Genomic DNA, 23,019 nt, shown 5'->3' with positions numbered 1-23,019 from the left:
CGACGAACGCGCCGCGGGGCGCCTCTCCCAGGGCCGGGCGAGCGCCGCGGCGCGTTCGTCGACCGACCGCCCGCCGGCGGGGCCCGCGGCCCCCGCTCACTCGGCGGGATACATCTCGTCGATGGTCCCGCGGAAGCGCTGCTCGATCACGTTGCGCTTCATCTTCAGCGTCGGCGTCATCTCGCCGTCCTGCACCGAGAACTCGCGGCCGAGGACCGTGAACCGCTTGATCTGCTCGAAGCTGGCGAGCTCCGCGTTCAGGGCGTCGACGTGCACCCTCACCTGGCCGACCACCTCGGGGCTCGTGATCGCGGCGTCGCTGCTCAGGGCGCCCCGATCCTTCAGCTCGGCGAGCTTGCCCTCGGTCAGCGTGATCAGCGCCGAGAGGTACTTGCGGCCGTCGCCCACCATGCACACCTGGCTGATGATCTCCGCCGCCTTGAGCCTCTCCTCGATCGGGAGCGGCGCGATCATCTTGCCGCCCGAGGTCTTGAGGATCTCCTTCTTGCGGCCCCGGATCTTGAGCTGTCCGCGGTCGTTCCACTCGCCGAGATCGCCCGTGTGCAGCCAGCCGTCCTCGAGCGCGGCCTCCGTCGCCGCCTTGTCCTTGTAGTAACCCACGAACACGTGCCGGCCGCGGGTCAAGATCTCGCCGTCCTCGGCCAGCTTGAACTCGACGCCCGGCACGGGCTTGCCCACGGTGCCCGCGCTCTCGATGCCCGGCTCGGTCATGCAGATGACGCCGGTCGACTCCGTCTGGCCGAAGTCCTCGAGGATCTCGAGGTTCAGCGCGCGGAACCACGTCGAGATGTGCGGCGCGAGCGCCGCCGCGCCCGAGGCGAGCACCTCGGCCTTGCCCAGGCCGAGCGCCGCGCGCACCTTGCCCAGCACGAGCTTGTCGGCGAGCTTGAGCTGCAAGGCGTCGAGCGCGCTCGGCGCGCGCTGCGCGTACTTCGCCTGGGCCACGCGGGCGCCCACGGCGAGCGCCCACTCGGCCAGCTTCTTCTTGGCGCCCTTGCCGCCGCGCACCTTCGCCATCACGCCTTCCATCATCTTCTCCCAGAGCCGCGGCACGCAGAGCAGCAGCGTGGGCTGAACCTCGGGGAGCTCGATCGAGACGTTCTCGAACTTCGAGCAGAAGTTGACGGTGTAGCGCTGGGTGAGCCCCGCCCCGACGCACTGCAGCTTCTCGGCGATGTGACAGAGCGGGAGGAACGAGAACATCGTGCCGCGCGCGAACGGCAGGTTCCAGTACTTCACGGCCATGTCGGCCGTGTAAGCCAGGTTGTCGTGCGAGAGCATGGCCCCCTTGGGGTTGCCCGTCGTGCCCGAGGTGTAGATCAGGAACGCGCCGGCCCTGGGGTCGATCTTCGCCAGGTAGTCGGCGAACGTCTTCGCGCCCGGCTGCCCCGCGAGCGCGCGGCCCTCGGCCAGGGCCTGTTCGTAGGAGATCGCCTTGGGAGAGATCGATGTGTCGCCATCGAAGACGAGGATCCAACTCACGCTGTCAGGGACGGAATACTCGCCCTTCTCTCCGGAGATCTTCTGGAAGTACTCCTTGTTTTGCACCGAGAGCAGCGTCGCCTCGGTGTGGTTCAGGATGTACTGGATGTCTTTCGCGGTGGAGTTCGGGTAGAGGCCCGCCGACTTGCCCCCGACGAGCAGCGCCGCCAGGTCGACGTGGACCCACTGCGGGCAGTTGTACGAGAGGATCGCGCCGACCTGGCTCGCGTCGAAGCCCCTGGACTCCAGGAACAGCGCGAGGTGGTGAACCCGGTCACGGTACTCGCGCGCGGTCAGCGTCTTCCACTCGCCTTGAGATTTGAAGCGCTGGGCCGGCGCGTCAGGAGATTCGTTAGCCCACTGTTCCAGACGGTGGAGGACGGTGCTCATTGCATCTCCTGCGGCTCAAGGCCTCGGGGGTCGCGGGGTGGCCAGGATGCGGGAGCCGCCGGGGCATTGTCAATCAGCGTCGAGGAGCCCCTCGAAGCGCTGGGCGGCACAGGACGAGCCGCCGGTTGTCTCGTTCCGCGCGCCGCGTTCCGCTTCCGCGCGCCGCGTACCGCCCGGTCCGGACGTCACGGTCCACGGTTCGGCATGGCCGCCCGGCGCCGCGGCCTGATACGATCCGATAAGGAACCTCACCTCACGTGGCCCGTCCATGCGGCATGTCCCCGAGCGCTTTCGAGGAAGGCCAGCGCGAGGGCGCGCCCCTCCTCGGGGGTGAGCGGGCCGACGGCCAGGGAGCGCACGTCGCCCTCGTCCCCGTCGCTCGGGGCTGGCGGGAGCAGCCGCGCGAGGAGCTCGCTCCGCTCGGCGTCCTCGCTCCGGTAGCAGAGGAGCAGCAGGAGCGCGGGCGCGTCGGGCTCACGGAGGACGTCGGTGAGGAGCGCGGCGCTGTCGGCGTCCCCCCACTGGAGGTCGTCGATGAACAGGACGAGCGGCCGTCGATCCGCGATCCGCGCGAGGATCTCGCGGAGCGCGGCGAACCCGCGCCGGCGGAGCTCCCGGGCGTCCGGGGGCTCGATCTCGCGCCGCGGCGCCCGGGCGATCGCGTCGACCCGCCCGAGCACCGGGAAGAGGCGCACGACCGCGTGGACGTCGCGCGGCATGAGCTCGGCGGCCTCCAGCCTGGGGAGCCGCGAGAGGTGGCGGCTGAGCGCGTCGATCAGGCTGTCGACGGCCTTGTAGGGGACGGATTCCCGCTCGTAACACCGGCCCTCGAGGATCACCGCGTCATCCACGCGCGCGCGGTCGTCGAGGAAGCGCCGGACGAGCGCGGTCTTGCCCGTGCCCGACGCGCCGTGGATGTGCAGGGTGGTCGCCCGCCCTCCCCTCGCCCGCTCGAACGCCCCGCGCAGCGCGTCGATGTGCCGCTGCCGCCCGACGAACGGCGCGCCGCTCCCGGCCGGCGGCCCCGGGCGCGCCTCGGCGAGCGGCGGCGCGCCGGCGCTGCCGCGGCTGCCGCTCTGGTCGATGGAGCCGCTCGAGAGCTCCGCAACGAGGCCGAAATCGAGGATGACGACGCGCCCCTCGCGCGTCACCAGCACGTTCGACGGCTTGAGGTCGCGATCGAGCTTGCCGGCCGCGTGGAGCGCGGCGAGGCCCTGGGCGAGCTGGAGGAGCGCGCTCCTCAGCGGCCCCCAGGGCGGCGGCGGAGCGGCGGCCGGGTCGCGCCCGGCGTCGCCGGCGGCCGGATGGGGCCGCGCCGCCGACAGGTCCGGTTCCGTCGCGTCCGGGTCGTCCTGCGCGAGGCTGGGCGCGGAGGCGGCGCGGGCGCCGCGGGCCAATGAGCCGCGCACGGAGGAGAGGAAATCGATGCCCTCGATGAGGTCCATCGTGAAAAACCACCGATCGTCCTCGGAGAACAGCTCGTGGAGCGCGACCAGATTCGGATGGACGACCTCGGACAGGGCGCGGAACTCGCGCTTGAACCGGTAGAGCGCGACCGGGTCGAGGTGGTGGAGCGATTTCAATGCGACGCGCGCCCCCCGCTCGCGATCCTGCGCCTCGTAGACGGCGCCGAACGCGCCCTCGCCGAGGCGGCGGCCGATCGAGAATCGCGCATTGCTGGGGGGCGTCCGCTGCATCGAACGAGGCGCCGCGCGGGGCCGACGAGGGCGGCTCGTACCTGCTCGTGGTGCAGGGGAGCTCCTCGTCGGTGCTCCGCCTGCCGCGGAGCGGCGTGGTGCTCCTGGGCCGCGGGCCCCGGGCCGACGTGCGCCCGCAACACCTCGGCGTCGCGGGAGCACGCGAAGATCGTGCTGCTCGACGGGCGCGCGCAGCTCGTCGATCTCGGCAGCCGGAACGGCACCCTGCTCAACGGCGTCCGCGTCGACGGCGCGAGGCCGCTCGGCTCGGGCGACGTGGTGTCGATCGGCGAGGCCGTCGTGGTGATGCGGTGCCCGCGCCCCGCGAAGAGCCGGCAGGTCCTCGAGATCGCGGAGCTGCGGCGGAGGATCGAGGGGGAGATCGACAGGGCGCTGCGCCACGATCGGCCGGCGACGGTGATCGCCGTCCAGCTCGGGGCGGCCTCGGCCCGCGAGGTCGTCGCCGGCGCGCTGGAGCGGGAGCTCGCGGTGACCGATTTCGCGGGCTTCGAGGCCGACGACCGCCTCCTCGTGCTCTTGCCCGAGGCGGACGCTACGGCGGCGGGCCACGCCGTGCAGCGGCTCGTCGACGCCGTGCACGCCGTCGCCGCGGCGCCGAAGGTCGGCGTGGCGACGGCGCCGGCGGACGGCTGCGACGCGGGGAAGGTCAAGGCGGGCCGCTTCCGGCAAGATCTCTATTATCGCCTCGGCGCGGCCACGGTGATCTTGCCTCCTCTCCGGGAGCGCCCCCGGGAGATCCTCGCGCTCTCGCGGGCGTTCCTGGCCGACGCGTGCGCGCGCGCGGGGAGCGAGGAGATGGTCCTGTCGACGGAGGCGACGGAGCTCTTCACGGCCTATGCGTGGCCGGGCAACGTGCGTGAGCTGAAGAACGTCATCGACTACATCGCGGCGACGGTCAGCGCGCGCATCGTCGAGCGCGGGCACCTGCCCGCTGCGCTCGCGGCGGGGCCGCCGCGCCCCGAGGGCATCCCGCCCTCGGTGGCGCCGGCCTCCCGCGCGGCGCCCTCCGCGAGGGGTGCTGGCCGGACGTTCCGGCCGCTCGCCGAGGAGGTGAGGGAGCTCGAGCGCACGCGCATCGCCGAGGCGCTCGCCGCTGTGGGCGGGGTGCAGACGAGGGCGGCGGAGGCGCTCCACATGCCGCTGCGGACCTTCGTGCTGAAGATGAACCGTTACGGCCTGGCGAAGCGCAGGCGGTGACGCCGCCGCCGGGCGCGGCTCCGATGCCAGGATGCGACGGCGACGTGGAGGCCTCAGCGCTCTCCCGCTGCCCTCGAGGAGGCAAGCGGTCCGTCGATCACTTCGAGATGACCTTCGTGCACGTCGCGCCGAAGTCGACGTAACCGACCGGGCAGCTCCCCCAGCACACGGGGCCCGCGCCGCTGTAGCCGGAGGCGCAGGCCGGATAGCAGAGACCCGCGTCGTATTGCTGGCCCGCGCCGCAGCTCGTCGGCACGGAGCCGGCGCCGCGCCCGTAAGAGCTCTTTCCGAAGATGTGCGCGTCGATACGGCACGTGCAGCCGTCGTTGCTATACCCCGGCGGGCAGGTGGAGCAGCCCTTGGCGAAGGTCAGGCCGCAGGCGTCATACCAGGGGCACGCGGAGTTGTTGGCGTTGATGATCTGCGCGTCGCGCCGGCACGTGAGGCCGTCGTCCGTGTACCCGGCCGGGCAGCTCTGCCAGCACACCGGGCCGACCCCGTAGTAGCCCGAGGCGCAGGCCGGATAGCAGAGACCCGCGTCGTATTGCTGGCCCGCGCCGCAGAGCGTCGGCGCCGTGCCGACGCCGCGCCCGTAGCTCGGTTTGCTGACCGTGGAGGAGCACGTCGCGCCATCATCGCTGAAGCCGGGCGGGCAGGCCGGCACCGCGGCGGGGGCCGGGACGGCAGGGTTCTGCACGTGGAGGCGCGCCTGGAACTCGTAAAGGCTGTGGATCGCGCCGGGGTTCGCCTCCAGCACCTGGATCATCGCGCTGTCGCCCACGATATCGGAGAGATCGAGCAGCGCGTTGGCGATGCGCTTCTCGTTCCAGTCCCGGTACTGGCTCGACGGGCACGCGGCCCCGCCGCCGCAGAGGCGGCCGCGCGCGCCGGCCCGGGCTTGCTCCCAGTAGTCCGCGAAGCCCTCGTTGAAGGCGTACCCCTGGTTGGCGATCTCGGAGCCGTCGTGAGAGCGCCCATAGACATAGGCCACGTCGTCACCATTCCAGTGGTTCAGATCCCCGTCGGCGACGTGCCGCACGCTGTGCCCGAACTCGTGGGTGATGACCCGCCGGCGCTCCGCGGCCGTGCTCCCCCAGGTGCTCGTGAGGAAGTCCGTGCGAATGTTGATGTAGTCGTAGAACGTGAAGGGCGTGCCCAGGTAGACCCCGCTCCAGCGCAGCATGCGCAGCGCGTGCGCGGGCGGCTGGGCCCCGCGGGCAGCGTGGAAGTCGCGCAGCGTATCGACGCCGAGCCGCCAGAGCTCGCAGTCGACGCCGCTCAGCGTGACCACGTCGACGTCGAGATCGCCGCTCGAGCGCGGGCTGCCGGCGATATCGACCCCCTGGCCGCGCGGGGCGTGCAGGTCGTCCATGATCGTGAGCGGCGTCGTCACGCCGCTCGAGCTCACGACGCCGTCGTACGTCACGTCGAGGTGCACGCTCGCGCTCGCGGTCGACGAGATGGGGATCCTGAAATCGCCGTTCGCGTCCGTCACGCCGCTCCCGAGGCCGGGAATGCTGATCGGCGCGAACGCGAGCGCGCTCGTGATGGTCCCCGCGCCGTCCGGCGCGGCGCACTGCAGGCGCCCGATGACGGCCGCGGACGGCGGTACGCAATGGAGGCTCGTCACCTCTGCGACGCAGATCGAGTCCCACTGGGTGGTACAGCAGTATGGGTCCGCCGCGCAAACGCAGCTCTGGACGGCCGCGTCGTTGCAGCCGGCGAACGGGTGCGGGTTCACGCAGTCGTTCACCTTGAGCTCGCTGTCCGCCTCGGCCGTCGATTCAGCCTCGGCCTGCGGCTCACCTGGATCGCCGGAGGGCTCCGAGCCCTCATGATCGCCCGAGGGCTCAGCGCCCTCGGGGACGGCGCACGCGGCGAACGCCCCCGCGGCGAAGAACAGCACGGCGGACGCAGAAACCCTCGCCATCCCGACGTTGCGTGTCGATGACATTGCCCCTCTCCTTGATGTGGTCTGGACGGATCCCTGTCGTCCAGCCACCCCAGGTACGCGGGCCAGGTTTGAAGGTTTCGCGCGACCGTCCAGTTTCGCGATGGCCGGACAAAGCGACGGCCGGGGGCGCGCCGCGCCCCCGGCGCCGGAGCGCCAGCGGCGCCGACTACCGGTTGACGGCGCTCACGACGGCCTGCCACTCCGTCGAGAACGAGCCGTCCGTGCGCTTGATGTCCGTCCCCGTGTCCCACAGCACGGGAACGACGCCGCGAGACCGCGCCGCCTCCACCACCGACCGCATCCACAGCGTCCGTGACGCCGCCTCACGGGGGTAGTTCGTGCCCAGCGTGACGCCGAACTCGCCGAGGATGATCGGGAGGCTCCGCTGCGCGCTGAACGCGCCGAGCGTGTCGAACTTGCTCTTCAGCTCTGCCTTCTCGGGCTCCGTGCCCCACGTCGTCTTGGGAGAGCCCCAGCTCTCCACCGTGTCGAGGCCGCAGAAGGTGTAGGGCGTATAGTAATGGATCGAGAGGAAGAGGCTCTTCGCGCCGGCCGGATCGGCCGGCACCTTGAAATCGCTCACACACGTCCTGTCGATGTCCGTCACGAAGCCGGCGATGAGCAGGGCGCGGCTCGCGTTGTAGCCTCCCTGCTCGCGCACGGTGGTGACGAAGAGCTGGTTCATCTCGTTCAGGGCGGCGTAGTCCGGCGTCCCGCCGTCGTGAACGCCGTTGACCCAGTAGTTCCCCTCCTCGTTCATCCCTTCGAGGATCAGCTTGTGACCGACGTCGCTGAAGGCCGTGGCGATCTGGGTCCAGTAGGACGCGAACCTGGTCTTGACCTCGTCGGTGAGCTTGTACTTATCGGCGTTGTCCTCGTTGTAGATCCAGCCCCCGTCCCAGTGGATGTTCACGATCGAGTACATTCCGGCGGCCTCGATCCAGCCCACCACCTCCTTGACTCGGGCCATCTTGGTGGCGTCGATCGTGCCGTTGACGGCGTAGGTGTCCCAGGCCACGGGCACACGCACCGTCTTGATGCCGTGGTTGGCCATGCCGTTGATGAACGTCTGCGTGATCAGCGGCTGGCCCCAGCCCGTCTCCCAGTCGGTCGTGTTCTCCAGCGTGTTGCCGATGTTGGCCCCGATACCCATGTCGGGGACCATGGCCGCGGCGTCCACCGGCGTCGCTGATCCGCCGGTCCCGCCGGAGCCCCCGACTCCCCCCGTACCGGCACCGCCCGCGCCGGCACCGCCCGTGCCGGCGTCGCCCGCACCGGCACCGCCCGTCGCGGCGTCGCCCGCGCCGGCACCGCTTGTGCCGGCGTCGCCCGTGGCCGTACCTCCGCCGCTGCCTCCGGTGGCCCCTCCAGAGGCCGCGCCTGCGCCCGACGTGACATCGGGATCCGTCGAGTTGCAAGCGACCAGCCAGCCGAGAATCGAGAAGAAAGCGAGTCGATACGCGTGGGTCATGGGTCCTCTGCGGGTGATGGAAAGGAGCTCGTCTCCCTCAGGTTGCGCTGCGCCCCTGCCAGCGGTCACAAATCGCACGGACGCTCCCGGACCGCCATCCGCGCCGGATCCTGGGAGCCCGAGCTCGGCCTTCGGGACCAGGCGGCGGCTCGCTACCAGGGGGCGGCTCGCCGTCGCCCTGCCGCCGCGCGCGGGCGGGGCGCCCTCCGGGTGCAGGAGTTACCGGGATCAGGCAAGAGTTACCTAGCCCGGTCGTGCAAGAGTTGCACGAGCTCGCCAGGGGGACGCGTCACGCTCGCTGGAGCGCGCTGCGCCCGCGGCGCCGGCGCGGGCACACAGGCTGCTAGGACGATAAGGCCCGAGCGCCTCGCAGGGTTCTCGAACACCGGAGGACGGAGCGAGGCGCGGAGCGGTCACGTCCGCCGCATCCGCCTCGCATCTTTCTTCTGCCGCCTCCTGTCTTCCGTGCGCGCACACCCGCGGACGCGGGCGAGGACGGCAGATGCATGGCGAGACGAGCGAGGACGCCCCCTGCTCGCAGCCCGAGGAGATCCGCTTGCCCGACGCCAACATGACGACATCCGCCCTCAACTCCGCGCTCGGCGGAGAGATTCGGTCCCTCCGATCCGTGATCGCCGCGCTCACGCCGGTGATTCACGCGCGGGTCGGCCGGGCGCTGCACCGGCGCCGCGCGCGGTTCGCGGGCGGCGCGGACGACCGCATGGACGACCTCGTGCAGGACGTGTTCGTCGAGCTGTTCCGCGACGACAGCCGGGCGCTCCGCGCCTGGGATCCGGCCCGCGGATTGAGCCTGGCCAACTGGGTCGGCCTCATCGCCGACCAGAGGGTGGCGGCGGCCTTCCGCTGCCGGAAGCGGCAGCTCGACGCCGCGGCGCTGCCGCTCGACGACGCGCCGGAGGAGGGCGCCCGGTCCGACGACGATCCGGAGGCCAGGGTGCTCGCCCGCGACGCGCTGGAGCGCCCCCTCGGCCTGCTCCGGGCGGAGCTCAACCCCCTCGGGCTCTCGCTCCTCGAGGCGCTCCTCATCGAGGAGGAGCCGATCGCCTCGGTCTGCGCGCGGACCGGCATGAGCGCCTGCGCGGTGCAAGCCTGGAGCAGCCGCCTCAGGCGGCGGTTCGCGGCGCTGGCCGCCGGGGGCGGCGAGCACGCGCGGAGCGGGCCCGGAGGACGGAGCAGGGCGGCCTCGCTCTGCGCGTGAGCGCAGCGGCCTCGCAGCGCGCCGCCTCGGCCCTCGACCGCGCCACGTGCTCGCGGGGCACCACGATGGGCCGGTGCCTCACGGCCCAGAGCCGCTCGGCGCCCTCCAGGGTGAGCGTCAAACGATCCCCTTCGATGCGAAGCTGCACGGCGACAGTCTAGCTGTTCGCGAGCGCCTGGCGAGCAGCTGTCGCTGCCAGATTGCCGCCATGGTGAAACGCAGCGAAGAAGAAAAAGACACGTGATGTCAGATGTGGCGAGCGTCGCGCATACTCCTCTATCGACGACGGCGAGGCGCCCGCCCCCGGGTGGAAGCGGCGGCTCGCCCCTCACCAGAACGATGGGAGAAGACATCATGTTTCATGACACGAACCTGCGCTCGATGAAGATGCACCTTTGCGCGCTGCTCGCGACGACCGCGGCGCTCACGACGCTCCTCTCCGCGTGCGGCGCCCCGCCCGTGGGCGATCTCGATGGCGCCGAGGAGGAGGCCCTCTCCGAGCAGGCGGATGCGCTCGCGGGGCCCGCGAGCGGCCGCCTCACCTGCGCTGTCGTCCGCTGTATGGACGGGTTTGTCTGCGAGGAACGGAAGGGGAGGGCCGCGTGCGTGCCCGCCCCGAAGCGCCAGTGCGTGACCGACGACGACTGCAGCCTCGTCGACAATTACTGTGGAGGCTGCAACTGCAACGCCGTCCCCACGGGCACGGCCGCGCCCAAGTGCCCGGGAGACGAGGTGGCGTGTCTGGTCGCGCCGTGTTCCGGCCTCACCGCTTCCTGCCAGGCCGGAGCGTGCGTGATCGCGAACGAGCTCTGACAGAAGCCCCCACGACGACGTACCGAGCCGCTGCTCGCCCCTGCGCGGCTCGCCGTCGACCTCGCACCACGCCCCGGCGCTCGCCTTACCCTGGATCGCGCCCGGGGATCTCCGGCCGCACGCGCACGCTCTTCCACCGCGCGAGCTGAACGAGCCCGGCGGGCGCGCCCCGCGGCTTGCTCACGTCCCCGGCCCGGCAGACGTGGACCTCCACCTTGGCGGCGCTCCGCGCCTTCGAGTACCACGCGGCGGCCGCCGCGGCGCGCTCGACCACCTCGCGCGGGACCTCCACGCGCTCGGGGTTGCGCACGATCACGTGGCTGCCCGGCGTGCCGCCGGCCACGTGCAGCCAGAGATCGTGCGGCTCGGCGACCTCGAAGGTGAGCGCGTCGTTGTCCTCGTCGCCGCGGCCGACGAGCACCTCGAAGCCATCGATCGTGAGCGTGCGGTACGGCCGCCCCTTGCTGCCCATGCCGGCCCCCGCCGTCAGCCGGGCGCGGCGCCGGCGCCCGGCTGCGCAGGCCTCGCCGGCGCCCTCGCCTCGCCCGCCACCTCGGCGGCGAGCCACGCGAGCAGGTCCCGCACGACCTCCTCGCGGTTGATCTCGTTCAGCATCTCGTGGCGCCCGCCGGGGTAGAACCGCTGCGCCACCCTGCGGAGACCGGCGGCGCGGTACGCCTCGATCATCTGGGTGACGCCCTTGAGCAGCCCGCCGACCGGGTCGCGAGAGCCGGAGAAGACGTAGATGGGCAGGTCCTTCGGGATGCGCGAGAGCCGCTCGGGGCGCGCGAGCGCCGCCATCGCGTCGAGCAGGTCGACCCAGAGCGAGGTCGTCGCCGGGAAGCCGCAGCGGGGATCGGCGATGTACACGTCGACCTCGGCGCGATCGCGAGAGAGCCAGTCGAAGGGCGTGCGCGTCGGCGCGAACATCTTGTTGAAGCTGTCGAAGCTCATCGTCTGGAGGAGCTGGCTCTTGCCGCGCTCGCCCAGCCGCCTCCGCTCGGCGCGGGCCACGAGCCGGCCCGCGTCCACGAGCGCGTTCGCCTTGCCCGATGCGCCGGAGAGCACCGCGCCGTCGATCGAGCCGCCGTGCTCGATCAGGACCTCCTGCGCGAGCGCGGCGCCCATGCTGTGGCCGAAGAGGACGACCGGCAGGCCGGGGTGCTCGCCGCGCGCGCGCGCGATGAGCTGCGCGAGATCGCGGACGACCCGCTGGAAGCCGCCCTGGCTCGCGAAGAAGCCGAGCTCGTCGCTCCCGCGCGCCGTCGCGCCGTGGCCGCGGTGGTCGTTCGCGTAGACGGCCCACCCGGCGGCGCAGAGCGCCTGCGCGAGGCGCGCGTAGCGGCCCGCGTGCTCCGACATGCCGTGCGCGACGTGGACGACGCCGCGCGCCCCGCCCTCCGGGAGCCAGCGGTACACGAAGAGCTCTCGGCCGTCGTCCGCCTGAAACGTGAAGGTGTCCGCGGGCATCGCGGGCCGACCCTACCACCGCTCCGCGCGCGGCTGACCACGATTCTCGATGCTTCCGCGCCGAAAGGAGTTTTCGGTACGGTCCTCCATGGCATGAGGTTCGCACAAAGGCCGGCCATGCCCGAGCGCCGATCGTTGCCCGTGCTCTCGTTGCGCGACACCGTCCTCTTCCCTGGGATAGCGACGCCCATCACGGTCGGACGGTTGAAGACGCTCCGCGCGGTGGAGGCCGCCCTCCGGGTCGAGGGAGAAGACAAGCGCATCTTCGCGGTCGCCCAGCGCGACGCCGCCGAGGAGCCCACCGCGGGCGGCCTCTTCTCGATCGGCGTGATCGCCCGCATCACCCAGGTGCAGCGGTTCGGGTCGGGCCTTCAGCTCGTGCTCTACTGCGAGCGGCGAGCGGCCGCGCCCCGCTACACCGAGGTCGACGGCGTGATCCGCGCCCCCGTCATCGAGCTCGCCGATCTGCCCCTCCGTCCAGAGGAGGACGGCGCCCTGGAGGCGCTCTCCCGCGAGGTGCGCGAGCGGGCCGTCGAGTACGGCCGCCACCGCGGCGCGCCGGAGGACGTGCTCAAGCAGTTCGTCGGCAGCATGTACGGCCCGGCCGAGCTCGTGAACCACATCGCCTTCTACCTGGACCTCCCGACCCCCGAGAAGCAGGCGCTGCTCGAGATCCTCTCGACGGAAGAGCGGATGCGCAGCCTCGCGCTGCACCTCTACCGGCAGATCGGCATCGTGGAGACCCAGGAGAAGATCAGGACGACCGTCGAGGAGGAGCTCGGCGAGCGGCAGCGGGAGATCTACCTGCGCGAGCAGCTGCGCGCGATCCAGAAGGAGCTCGGCGAGGAGGAAGACGAGAACGCCGCCGCACGTCTTGAGCACAAGCTGCAGCGGGCCAACCTGCCGGCGGAGATCCTGCAGGAGGCGCGGCGCGATCTCACGCGCTTGCGGCGCATGGGGCGGGAGACGTCGCCGGAGGCGCAGGTCCTCATGACGTGGCTCGAGTGGGTGGCGGATCTGCCCTGGAACCACCGGACCGACGACCACGTCGATCTCGATCGGGCGCGGGCGATCCTCGACGAGGATCACTACGGCCTGGGCGACGTGAAGGACCGGGTGCTCGAGTTCCTGGCCGTCCGGAAGCTGCGCCTGGAGCAGGCGAGGAGCGAGGGCGAGCGGAGCCGCGCGATCTCCCGCGGGCCGATCCTGCTCTTCCTCGGTCCGCCCGGGACCGGCAAGACGTCCATCGCGGAGTCGATCGCGCGGGCGCTCGGGCGCAAGTACGTCCGCGTCTCGCTGGGCGGGGCGCGCGACGAGGCGGACATCCGCGGCCACCGGCGCACGTACGTGGGCGCGATGCCCGGCCGCATCCTCCAGGGGATCAAGCGGATCGGCTCGAAGAACCCGGTGATCGTCCTCGACGAGGTCGACAAGCTCGGCGCCTCCTACCAGGGCGATCCTGGCGCGGCGCTGCTCGAGGTGCTGGATCCGGCGCAGAACGACGGCTTCGTCGACCACTACCTCGGCCTGCCGTTCGACCTGTCCGAGGTGCTGTTCATCTGCACGGCGAACTTCCGCGAGACGATCCCCGCTCCGCTGTTCGACCGGATGGAGCCCGCGCTGTTCGCCGGGTACACGGAGCAGGAGAAGCACGAGATCGCCCGGAAGTACCTGCTCCCCCGGCAGCGGAAGGAGTGCGGGCTGCGCGAGGAGCAGCTGCGCGTGACCAGCACGGCGCTCGGCGGGATCATCAGCGGATACACGCGCGAGGCGGGCGTGCGGCAGCTGGAACGGACGCTCGGCGCGCTGGCGCGGAAGACCGCGCGCCGGATCGCGGGCGGCGAGATCGAGCGGGCTGTGGTGGGCGCCGACGACGACGTGAAGGAATTGCTCGGCCGCGCGAGGATGCGCCTTGAGCGGAGGCTCCAGTACGATCAGCCGGGGGTCGCGACCGGCATGTATTACACGCAGATGGGTGGCGACATCATGCACGTCGAGGCGAGCGTGATGCCCGGCAAGGGCGATTTCGTCCTCACGGGGCAGCTGGGCGACGTCATGAAGGAGAGCGGCCGCGCGGCGCTGAGTTATGCGCGCGCGCACGCGGCGGAGCTCGGCGTGCCGTCCGATCGGCTGCAGCGGCGGGACGTTCACATCCATGTTCCGACGGGGGCGGTGCCGAAGGACGGGCCGAGCGCGGGCGTGACGATGGCGGTGGCGCTGGTGAGCGCCCTGTCGGGCAGGCCGGTCAGGAGCGACATCGCGATGACGGGGGAGATCACGCTTCGCGGGACGGTGCTGCCGATCGGGGGGATCAAGGAGAAGGTGCTGGGGGCGCACCGCGCGGGGATCTTCGAGATCCTGCTGCCGGCGGACAACGAGGCGGATCTCGACGATCTGCCGGCCGAGGTGAGGAGCTCGCTCGAGTTCTACCTGGTGAACACGCTCGACGAGGCGCTCGCGCTCTGCCTGCGGCTCCGCTCGATCCGCCTGGAGGCGCCCGAGGAGATGCCGCACGCGCGGGCGTCCTGACGCGCCTCAGGTGGGCGGAGGGGAGGCCGGCGCGCCGTCGCCGCCGAGCGCGCTGGCCGGCGCACCGGCGGCGCCGAGCGCATCGGCCAGCGCGGCGGCGGCGGCGGCGGCGAAGGCGTCGAGCGTGGCGGGCTCGGTCCAGCGGGTCGCCTCGCGGGCGTCGAGCGCGTGGTGGGTCTCGACGAGGATGGAGGGCATGGAAGGGCGGCGCAGCACGAAGATGCGCTGTCCCGGGGGGCGCCGGTCGAGGAAGACGCCGGGCTGGGCGGTGTCCGGCTCGTACAGGCCGCTGTACGCGGCGCCGTCGTAGGGCAACAGGCCTGCTTCTTCCATGCGCCTCGCGAAGCCGCGCGCGAGCGCGAGCCGGAGGGCGCAGAGGGCGGGATCACCTTCGTCGGACCACAGGACGGCGAACCCCGGCGCGGCGAGGCTGAGCGGGCACTGGCGGCCCTGGCCGGGCGACCACGTCTCGGTCCTGCCGCGCACGTCCGAGTGCAGGCTGACGAAGGCGTCGGCGCCCCACCGGGCGGCGTCCTCGACGCGCTCCGCGTAGGGCAACGGACGGTCGCCGGCCCTGCCCACGCGCGCCTCGAAGCGCCCGGTGGCGTTGAGCCGCTCGGCGAGGGCGCGCGCCGCGGCGAGGGTGAAGTCCTGCTCGTCGACGCAGAAGCAGGAGAGGTTGCCGGAGTTGCCGGGGGCGCCATGTCCGGCGTCGAGGTAGATGCGGCGGACCCCGAAATCCCGTGGAAAGACGGCGGAGGGGGCGACGACGCGGGCCCCTGGAAACGGCCACCCGCTCGGCGCGATCGGGAGCTTGAGGGCGCGCCGCGCCGCGATCTCGCGCGGGGAGCCCGGGGCGAGCGCCCGTGAGAGGGCGGCGGCGCCGGCGGCGCCGGCGAGACCGAGGACGAGCTTCCTGCGCGAGATCACCGCGGCTCCGCTTGCTATCAAAGGCGGAGCGCGGCGTCAGGTTCTCGGCAAGCGAGCGTGGCCGAGGTGACGAAGGGGGCGTGACGTGGCGACATCCCGAGATCGCCCGGGACGTCCGAGAGCTCGTGACCCGGCGTGCCCCGCGCCTCGGCCGGAACCCCGCTACTGGGCCGGCGTGTAGCAGACCTCGAGCTTCGGCCGGGGGGCGATGTTCGTTTGCTCGCTCGAGCGGATGTCGGTCCGACCGTTCACGTCGTGGAGCGCGACGCCGTGGTTCGGGGAACCATCCACCCAGGACTGGACGAGGGCCGCCACGTTGGCGGTCACGACGGCGCTCGCCTGGGCGACGGTGGTGATCGAGGCCTCGACGGCCGGGTTGTATCCGGGGAAGTTGCCGGCGTGCACGGTCGACTCCTGCCAGGGGCCGTTCACGCGGTGCAGCTCGATGGTGCTGGCGCTCGCCTTCCACGTGTGAGACAGCGAGAGGGTCGCGGATTCGACGTCGGAGCCCGCCGGGATGAACGACAGATCGAAGGCCAGCACGCCCAGCTGCACGCCCTCCGGGAACGTATTCATGACGACGTACGGGTAATCGCCGTACGGCCACGAGACGCCGGGCTGGATATGCGCATCCTGCACGCTCCCGTAGGTGCCGCGCTGCACGACCACGCACACGGGCTCGGCGGGCGCGGGGGGCTCGCAGGCGTCGCCGATGCCGTCGGCGTCGGCGTCGGCCTGGGAGGGGTTGGCCAGCGCCGGGCAGTTGTCGCACGAGTCGAACACCCCGTCCTGATCCGTATCTGCGGCGACCACGGTGACGTTATCGAGCAGCGTCCCCTGGCCGTTCGAGATGCCCAGGTCGTTGAACTGGAGGCGCGTCGTCGTGCCGGAGGCCACGAGGGTATAGGTGTAATTGACCCATGCGGAGCTGGCGGTCGTCAGCGTGGCCACCTGCTGGCCGCCCCAGACGACGCCCAGCACGTTCTGGCTCGCGCTCGTGCCGGGGCGCGCGGCGAAGGCGAACCGGAGCTGATAGGTCGCTCCCGGGACGGTCGTGAGGTTCTGATAGATGCCGCTCGAGTTCGTGGCGTCCAGCTCGACGTGCTGGTCGCCGTGCGCGGGGTTCATGCCGTTCGAGTGGTCATAGACCTGGATCTGACCATAGGCAGCCTGCCAGCCGGTGATCGAGCCGTTGTAGATCGACGACGTGCCGGGCCACACGTCCGGCGATTCGAAGCTGCCGTTCGTGACGATGTTGCCGGAGGGGAGCACCGAGCAGGAGACGAGCGCCGCCGCGCCCTCGCCGATGGCCTCGTCGTTGTCGTCACGCGGCTCGGGTGCCACGCAGCCGGAGATCATCAAGGCGAATGCGAGCACAGAAGCAGAAGCAGAAGCAGAAGCAGAGATCGACGGATAGGTGGTCCTCATGGGAGAGCTCCTCGTCGCGGCGCCGCCATAGCTGCGCCGCGTCGTGCGGCGATCTGCCGCACGTTATGGACTTTGAAATCACTATTTACAAATAAACCAAACGTTGATATGGTGTTCCATTTGCCCGAAGGCGGAGCGCTGAAGGAGACATTCGTCAATCAGCGCGTGCGACGGGACGGCCGTCACCAGGCGTTCGCCTCCCGGATCGTGGCCGACCTCGACCTCCCTGGCCCTCAGGAGGCTCTCGCTCCCCTGAGCCGGATGAGGGTCGTCGCCGGCCTGGCGATCGATGGACGGAGTCGGGCGAGCGCGGTCACTAGCGATTCTTGCAGCAGCCAGCCGTAGCGCTGTCTGGTTATATCATGAAATGGGCGCGCGGATCATCGTCTTTCGCATCAGCCGGCGCCGCGACGCAAAAGCCCGTCCTCTGGTCTCGTGAGAAAGGGAACCATAGAGGGCACCGTGGACGTCGAGGGAAGAGGAGGGAGTAAAAATTATCCATCGCTCCTCGTTCCTCGTTCCTGGTTCCTCGTTCCTCGGCGTCTTGCTGCGTCGCCTGGCCGCCCTCCGTGCCTCTACGGTTCAATTTCTCCGTGTCATTGAACCGCGCGCGGTGCTCTTCTCGCGCTGAGACGACTCGGCGGCGCGCCGCCGCTCACCCCGGACACGCCGCGCTGCACCCTGCTCCCCCGCAGTCCACCCCGAGCTCGTCGCCGTTCTCCACGCCGTCCTTGCAGATGGGCGGCTCGCACGCTCCGGCCCAGCAGACCCCGCTTTCGCAATCCTCGCCGGACGCGCACCCGCGGCCGTCCGGGCAGCGGCGCGGGCACGTGCCGCTGCAGTCCACGCCGGTCTCATCGCCGTTCTTCACGCCGTCGTCGCACGTCGGGGCCTTGCAATGCGCCATCGCGCACACCCCCGACTGGCAATCCGCCCCGACCTTGCACGGATCCCCGTCCTTGCACGGCTTGCATGGTCCACCGCAGTCCTGCGACGTCTCTCCGCGACCCGCGTCGAGCGCCTGATTGACGCAGTGGACCGGCACGCAGAACACCCCATCGCACGCCAGCCCGGAAGGGCAGTGCAGCGTGGGATCCTCGTCGAGGCACTCGACGCAGCGCCCCTTGTAACACCGACCCGAGCCCGAGATGGGGCAGATCACGCTATCGAGCGACGCGTTGAGCGGCTGATCGTAGTCGCAGAAATCGGTCGTGCACTGGTTGCCGTCGTTGTACACGTCGTAGGCCGGCACGCTGATCACGTTCCCCTCCGGGGTACACTCGTCCTGCTTGCAGTCGCCGCGGATCTGCGAGGTGAGCCGCCCCGGCCTGATCTCGATCTCGCATCTCCCCTTCACGCACCGCCCCGCGCCGCACCGCGGGTCCGGCGGCCCTGGGCAGTCCGCGGCGCCTTCGCACCACCGCGTCGGTGGGTCGATCACGCCCGAGCACTCCAGCGTTCCTTCCGCGCACTCGTCGCAATGCCGGCACTTGAGAAAGCAGTCCGGCTCCTCCTTGCCCGGCGGGCAGCAGATCACCTGGCCCGGCTCGGCGCAGACGCAGCGCTCCTCGACGCAGACCGTGCCCGGCACCGTCTGTTTGCTGGACAGGCAGTCGTCCGTGGTCGCGCAGTCGCCACCCATGTACGGGACGTCGCCACAGGCGAAAGGGAGCGCCGAGGCCGTGAGAGACAAAACTCCCACGATCCAATGCTTGGAAGAGATCATCGTGTGTCCAGTCCTCCGGCACAAGGCTGGGCAACCGGCACCCCGGCGGCCCCAATCCGCCGGGGTGTCGTTGGCCTGATCGTCGAACGGGCGCAGTATGGCGCGCCGCGCCTGCGGCCGTCACGCAAGTTTTCGCCAGCTACGCCCTCTGGCGGGGTGAGGTGCGCGCCGGCCGGCCGATGGCACGGCCGGGCCCGCTCACCCCTCGCCCGCTCTCCGCTCCCGCAGCGGCAAGAGCAGCCCGAGGAAGACGACCGAGATCACGGTCCCCAGGGCGAACAGACCTGCATAGCCGAGCCGCTGGGCGACGGCGCCCGAGAGCCACACCGCCGGTGATTTGCCGAGCACCTCCACGCTGGCCAGCAGCGTGTAGTGCGTCGCGCCGACCGACCGCCGGACACGCGACATCATGAAAGCGAACACCGCCGTCGTGAGCGCGCCGCCGAAGAGGTGCTCGGCCACGGTGACCGCGACGACGGCCTCCGCGGTGGGCGCCCCCGCCGCGGCGAGGTACCACTCGCCCGCCATCGCGACGGTGCGCAGCGCCGAGGTCACCCCGACGGCGGCGAGCAGCGGGATCCGCTGCGACAGGAGGCCTCCCGCGAGCGAGCCGGCGATCGACGCGACGAGGCCGTACGTGCCCACCCAGAGGCCGATCCGGTGCGGCGGGAAGCCGGCGTCGACGAGGAACGGCTTGAACATCATGTCGACCATCGCCTCGCCGAGCTTGTAGGTCCCGAGGAAGGCGACGACCCAGAGCGCGCCAGGCGCCCGCAGGGCGGCGAAGACCGCCGCGAGCACCTCGCGGAGCGACCGGCGCGCGTGCGCCTCGAGCTCGCTCGCGGGAGGCTCGCGCAGCGCGAGCGAGGCCAGCGCCGAGAGGAAGACGAGCGCGGCCATCGCCCCGAACTGACCGCCCCAGCCGATCCAGGCGCTCGCCCAGACGAGCAGCCCGCCCGCGACGAGCATGCCGACCTTGTAGCCGACCACCTGCGCGGCGTTCGCCAGGCCGAGCTCACCGCGCCCGAGCAGGTCGATCGCGAGCCCGTCGACCGCGATGTCCTGGGTGGCCGCGAGCAGGTTCATCAGGAAGACCAGCGCGAGCAGGGCGCCGAGGTGGCGCGACGGCGGGACGAACGCGGCGGTCGCGCACGTGAGCGAGAGCAGCACCCCGAGCGGCAGGATCCACGAGCGGCGCCTGCCGAGCCGCTCCCAGCCGTAGCGGTCGACGAGCGGCGCCCAGAGCGCCTTCGCCGCCCACGGGACCGCGAGCGCGCCGGCGAAGCCCACGCCGGAGAGCGAGACGCCGCTCGCCCGCAGGAAGACGGGGAGCGCCGTCGCCTGGAAGCCGAACGGAATGCCCTGCGCGAAGTACAGCGCGGCGAGGGCGGCGATCGTGCCGACGCGCGTTCGGTCTGCCACGACCGACAATCGTAACCGAGCGGACGAGCGTCGGTCGCCGGAAACACGGACACTGGCGTACGTTTCGATCTCGATCTCGATGAGCACGCCGCAACGACTCACCCCGTCTGCCGGCCGGACGAGCCCGCGCCGATGATCGCCGACACCTTCTCTCCGCGATCGCTCGCGCCGGCGGGCGAGGTCCGGGTGCGGTGGCTGGGCACGGCGGGGTTCGCGATCGAGCACGCCGGCGCGGTGGTGCTCATCGATCCCTATCTCACGCGCGCTTCGCTCCGCCGTTGCGTGGTCGGCCGGCTCGTCCCCGACGTGGCCGCCATCGCGCGCCACGCGCCGCGCGCCGACGCCGTCATCGCGGGCCACACCCATTTCGATCACGCGCTCGACATCCCGGAGATCGCGCTCCGCACCGGGGCCACGGTCTTCGGCTCGCGCTCCGCGGCGGCGCTCTGCCGCGCCGCCGGCGTCCCCGCGGCGCGCGTGCGCGACGTCGAGCGCGCGCCGGGCGGCGAGCCCGTGGTCGGCGAGGTCGGCCCGTTCCAGCTGCGCTTCTTCCCGAGCGCTCACGCCCGCCTGCTGCTCGGCCGGGTCCCCTTCCCCGGCGACATCTCCGATTGCGACCAGGTCCCGCTCCGGGCCGAGCGTTACCGGTGCGGCGCCGTCTTTGCGGTGGAGATCCGGGTCGCGGACCGGCGCATCGTCCACCTGGGCAGCGCGGAGCTCGTCGAGGCGGGCCTCGATTGCAGGGAGCCCGACCTGCTCCTGCTCTGCGTGGCCGGCTGGACCACCTCGAGCGCTTTCCCCGAGCGCGTCGCGCGCGCCCTGTCGCCGCGCGCGGTGCTCTTCTCTCACTGGGACAATTTCTTTCTGCCCCTCGATCGCCCTGCCGTCGCGCTCCCCGCGATGCAGGGAGAGCGCCTGGCAGAGCGCCTCGGCCGGGCGTCGCGCGATGTGAGGATGGGCGTGCTCCCGCTGCTAGGCGAGGTGTGGCTCTAGAGCGGCGGTCACCCGCTTCGGATACGGGCCCATCTCGACGTTTTCGGTGCTCAGCGCACCGGAGTGCGCTTCCGCGCCGAAAACGCCGATCTGGGCCCGTCTCCTGTGCGGGAGACCGCCGCTCTGCTCTGGGTCGAGGTGCGTTGTTTGCTCGCCGCCCTGGGGACCAGGGTGGGGGGAGCGGGGATGCCTTCCCCGGCCGGCGCGCTGCGTGCGAGAGGCCGCGCGGCGTCGTCTCGGCCGTCGCTTGCGGCCATGGCGGAGCTCCGGCTAGATTCGCGCACGCATGAGCGCTTCCCGTCGCTGGCCCTCCTCGCGCGCGAAGCGCTCGTCGCGGCCGCTCGCCATCACCCGCTTTGCTGGGCGGGCATCACAGATCAGGTGAGGATACCTTGATTTCGTTCATCGCCGCCTTCAACCTGCCGGACGCGAGCAACCGCGATCCCGGCGCGTTTCTTCGCCGCGCGGCGCTCCTCGTCGGCGAGCGGATGTCCTCCATGGGCCCGGAGCCCCGGATAACGGTGGAGGTCCTGCCAGAGGTGGGCGGCGGGTGGGCGCTCCTCACGCCGGAGCCGGGGGCGCGGCTCGCCCTGCTCGATCAGGTGGTCACCGACACGCACGCTGTGCTGTTGTTCGGCGAGCTGCAGGGCGAATCCAGGGCTGCGCCCGCGAGGGCCGTCCTCCGCGCCTGGACGTCGGGCGGCGGGGACGCGGTGGCTGCGCTCGATGGCAATTTCTCCGCCATCGTCGTCGACCGCGCTGAGCGCACGGCCTCGGTGATCTCGGATCTGCTCGGCCGCCGGGCGCTGCGCACCCTGCACGCGGACGGGGTCCTCTACGTCTCTCCGCACGACGTCGCGCTCGTGGCGACCGGGGCGTGCCCTGTCGAGATCGACCACGCCTCGGCGTGCTCGATCATCACCGCGGACTGGTCCATCGGCGGGCGGCCGCTGCTCGCGCGCGTCGAGCCGGGCGATCCGGCGCACTGGCTGCGCCTGCGGGGCGGACGCCTGGAGCGGCTCCCCGCGCCGCTCGGGCTGTTCGAGCGCCGCATCGACGCCCGTGACGCGGCCGCGGTCCGGGAGCGAATCGACCGGATCGTCGACACCATGCGCGAGAACACGCGCTTCGCCGCGGCGGGCTGCGACACGGTCCGGGCCGATCTGACCGCGGGCATCGACAGCCGCGCGGCTTTTGCGCTGGTCGCGTCGATCGTGCCGGCGGAGCGCATCGTCGCCAAGACCACCGGCGCGACCGACAGCCTCGACGTGCGCGTGGCCAGGCGCATCGCCGCCCTCGTGGGCGCACGCCACGAGCACCGCGAGCTGGATCTGCCCATCCACGACGATTTCAGCCGTCACGCGGATCTCATCGCGTTTCACATGAACGGCGATTCCAGCGCCAAGCGCGCGATTGACAGGTATCCGAGCTGGGACGACCGCCCCCTGGGCTTCGAAGGGGGTGGAGGCGAGATCTTCCGTGGCTATTACTATGCTCGCCCCGGCCAATACACGCGGGTGGCCCGCGCCAACGCGGACGACGTCACGGCCTTCTTCGCCCGGAAGTGGCGCCGCCCGACAGCGCTGAGCTTTCGCTCACCCGATCCTCTGGCCGCCGTCCGCGAGCGCACCCGCTCGGTGGTCGAGGCGATGTTCCGGCGCTCGCCCGACCTCCACGACGTGCTCGATCAATTCTACCTCTTCGAGCGGTATGGCCGCTGGGGCGCGATCACCTCGCGTTTCGCCTGGTGGAAGACCTTCTCCCCGTACGCGAGCCCATCCGTCGTGCGGCTGGCGTTCGGCCTGCCCTCCCCGATTGGCACGCACGCGGGCCTCCACGACGCCATCGTGCGCCGCTTCTTGCCGTCCGCGCGCGGCATCCTCGTGAACGACAACTCCCTGCTTCCGCTCCAGGGGCCCGGGCTCACACGCCTGCTCGCGCGCGATCTGCTCTATGTCACCGGCGAGCTCTGGCGAGCGGCGACCGCGTGGCGCGGCCGCTCGGGCAAGAAGCGCCGCTCGGCGGACGCCATGCGCGCCGATATGCTCGCGGGGCCGCTCCACGACCACGCGCGCGACGTGCTCCTCTCGCGAGACAGCATCGCCGTGGACCTGCTCGGGCACGAGCCCGTCGCCCGCCTGCTGGACGAGCACAGGGCGCGCCGGCAGCACCTGGAGAGCCTGTGCAACCTCCTCAGCATCGAGCATTTTCGGCGCCTCGCCACGTCCACCGCCGCGGCCGCGTCCAGCCGCTGAC

16 protein-coding genes are annotated in these 23,019 nt (G+C 71.5%); 6 read left to right on the top strand and 10 right to left on the bottom strand.

Features of this window, described 5'->3' with window-relative positions; genetic code table 11:
- Nucleotides 1–96: 96 nt before the first annotated feature.
- Nucleotides 97–1,893 (bottom strand): AMP-dependent synthetase/ligase, encoded by a 1,797-nt coding sequence (locus WMF39_RS04935; RefSeq protein WP_437744390.1) that lies wholly within the window; start codon nt 1,891–1,893, stop codon nt 97–99.
- A 248-nt stretch (nt 1,894–2,141) separates the two neighbouring features.
- Nucleotides 2,142–3,590: an AAA family ATPase gene (locus WMF39_RS04930; protein WP_437744389.1), complete on the bottom strand. Its 1,449-nt coding sequence runs from the start codon at nt 3,588–3,590 to the stop codon at nt 2,142–2,144.
- 171 nt (nt 3,591–3,761) lie between these two features.
- On the opposite strand from WMF39_RS04930, the gene WMF39_RS04925 reads away from it, so the two are divergent.
- Nucleotides 3,762–4,808, top strand: a complete 1,047-nt coding sequence (locus tag WMF39_RS04925; RefSeq protein WP_437744388.1) for a helix-turn-helix domain-containing protein — start codon at nt 3,762–3,764, stop codon at nt 4,806–4,808.
- A gap of 97 nt (nt 4,809–4,905) precedes the next feature.
- Here the strand turns inward: WMF39_RS04925 and WMF39_RS04920 are convergent, their stop codons facing one another.
- The gene (locus tag WMF39_RS04920; protein WP_437744387.1) at nt 4,906–6,762 is read right to left on the bottom strand and encodes a hypothetical protein; all 1,857 of its coding nucleotides are present in this window, start codon (nt 6,760–6,762) and stop codon (nt 4,906–4,908) included.
- Between the two features lie 166 nt (nt 6,763–6,928).
- Nucleotides 6,929–8,233: a glycoside hydrolase family 5 protein gene (locus WMF39_RS04915; protein WP_437744386.1), complete on the bottom strand. Its 1,305-nt coding sequence runs from the start codon at nt 8,231–8,233 to the stop codon at nt 6,929–6,931.
- A gap of 502 nt (nt 8,234–8,735) precedes the next feature.
- Between WMF39_RS04915 and WMF39_RS04910 the strand changes: the two genes are divergently transcribed.
- Together WMF39_RS04910 and WMF39_RS04905 are read left to right on the top strand one after the other, a co-directional pair.
- The gene (locus WMF39_RS04910) at nt 8,736–9,452 is read left to right on the top strand and encodes a hypothetical protein (protein ID WP_437744385.1); all 717 of its coding nucleotides are present in this window, start codon (nt 8,736–8,738) and stop codon (nt 9,450–9,452) included.
- Between the two features lie 354 nt (nt 9,453–9,806).
- Complete coding sequence (locus tag WMF39_RS04905) at nt 9,807–10,265, top strand: hypothetical protein (protein WP_437744384.1); 459 nt, start codon at nt 9,807–9,809, stop codon at nt 10,263–10,265.
- An 85-nt stretch (nt 10,266–10,350) separates the two neighbouring features.
- On the opposite strand, the gene WMF39_RS04900 is transcribed toward WMF39_RS04905, so the two are convergent.
- Complete coding sequence (locus tag WMF39_RS04900; protein WP_437744383.1) at nt 10,351–10,737, bottom strand: NFACT RNA binding domain-containing protein; 387 nt, start codon at nt 10,735–10,737, stop codon at nt 10,351–10,353.
- A 14-nt stretch (nt 10,738–10,751) separates the two neighbouring features.
- Entirely contained in the window at nt 10,752–11,735 is a 984-nt protein-coding gene (locus WMF39_RS04895; RefSeq protein ID WP_437744382.1) for a lysophospholipase, read from the bottom strand.
- A 117-nt stretch (nt 11,736–11,852) separates the two neighbouring features.
- On the opposite strand from WMF39_RS04895, the gene lon reads away from it, so the two are divergent.
- The gene (gene lon, locus WMF39_RS04890) at nt 11,853–14,264 is read left to right on the top strand and encodes an endopeptidase La (protein WP_437744381.1); all 2,412 of its coding nucleotides are present in this window, start codon (nt 11,853–11,855) and stop codon (nt 14,262–14,264) included.
- Between the two features lie 6 nt (nt 14,265–14,270).
- Here the strand turns inward: lon and WMF39_RS04885 are convergent, their stop codons facing one another.
- The 4 genes from WMF39_RS04885 to WMF39_RS04870 form a co-directional block, all read right to left on the bottom strand.
- On the bottom strand, nt 14,271–15,194 hold the full coding sequence (locus tag WMF39_RS04885; RefSeq protein WP_437744380.1) for an N-acetylmuramoyl-L-alanine amidase family protein: 924 nt from the start codon (nt 15,192–15,194) through the stop codon (nt 14,271–14,273).
- A gap of 162 nt (nt 15,195–15,356) precedes the next feature.
- Entirely contained in the window at nt 15,357–16,538 is a 1,182-nt protein-coding gene (locus WMF39_RS04880; protein ID WP_437744379.1) for a DNRLRE domain-containing protein, read from the bottom strand.
- Nucleotides 16,539–17,277: 739 nt separating this feature from the next.
- Nucleotides 17,278–18,324, bottom strand: coding sequence for a hypothetical protein (locus WMF39_RS04875; RefSeq protein ID WP_437744378.1), 1,047 nt, complete (start codon nt 18,322–18,324; stop codon nt 17,278–17,280).
- Nucleotides 18,325–18,546: 222 nt separating this feature from the next.
- Entirely contained in the window at nt 18,547–19,770 is a 1,224-nt protein-coding gene (locus tag WMF39_RS04870; protein ID WP_437744377.1) for an MFS transporter, read from the bottom strand.
- A gap of 132 nt (nt 19,771–19,902) precedes the next feature.
- Here WMF39_RS04870 and WMF39_RS04865 point away from each other — a divergent pair, with 132 nt between their 5' ends.
- Complete coding sequence (locus WMF39_RS04865) at nt 19,903–20,763, top strand: MBL fold metallo-hydrolase (protein ID WP_437744376.1); 861 nt, start codon at nt 19,903–19,905, stop codon at nt 20,761–20,763.
- A gap of 392 nt (nt 20,764–21,155) precedes the next feature.
- Nucleotides 21,156–23,018, top strand: a complete 1,863-nt coding sequence (locus WMF39_RS04860; protein ID WP_437744375.1) for a hypothetical protein — start codon at nt 21,156–21,158, stop codon at nt 23,016–23,018.
- Nucleotide 23,019 lies beyond the last annotated feature (1 nt).

The organism is Sorangium sp. So ce1504 (assembly GCF_051521635.1).
Classification (GTDB): domain Bacteria; phylum Myxococcota_A; class Polyangia; order Polyangiales; family Polyangiaceae; genus Sorangium; species Sorangium cellulosum_B.
The sequence above is the reverse complement of the archived record's forward strand: the minus strand, read 5'-3'. Positions and strand labels throughout refer to the sequence as shown.

Coding starts and splice junctions, on each gene's coding strand:
- WMF39_RS04935 (WP_437744390.1), bottom strand. CDS start 1,893: ATGAGCACCGTCCTCCACCGTCTGGAACAGTGGGCTAACGAATCTCCT.
- WMF39_RS04930 (WP_437744389.1), bottom strand. CDS start 3,590: ATGCAGCGGACGCCCCCCAGCAATGCGCGATTCTCGATCGGCCGCCGC.
- WMF39_RS04920 (WP_437744387.1), bottom strand. CDS start 6,762: ATGTCATCGACACGCAACGTCGGGATGGCGAGGGTTTCTGCGTCCGCC.
- WMF39_RS04915 (WP_437744386.1), bottom strand. CDS start 8,233: ATGACCCACGCGTATCGACTCGCTTTCTTCTCGATTCTCGGCTGGCTG.
- WMF39_RS04910 (WP_437744385.1), top strand. CDS start 8,736: ATGCATGGCGAGACGAGCGAGGACGCCCCCTGCTCGCAGCCCGAGGAG.
- WMF39_RS04905 (WP_437744384.1), top strand. CDS start 9,807: ATGTTTCATGACACGAACCTGCGCTCGATGAAGATGCACCTTTGCGCG.
- WMF39_RS04900 (WP_437744383.1), bottom strand. CDS start 10,737: ATGGGCAGCAAGGGGCGGCCGTACCGCACGCTCACGATCGATGGCTTC.
- WMF39_RS04895 (WP_437744382.1), bottom strand. CDS start 11,735: ATGCCCGCGGACACCTTCACGTTTCAGGCGGACGACGGCCGAGAGCTC.
- lon (WP_437744381.1), top strand. CDS start 11,853: ATGCCCGAGCGCCGATCGTTGCCCGTGCTCTCGTTGCGCGACACCGTC.
- WMF39_RS04865 (WP_437744376.1), top strand. CDS start 19,903: ATGATCGCCGACACCTTCTCTCCGCGATCGCTCGCGCCGGCGGGCGAG.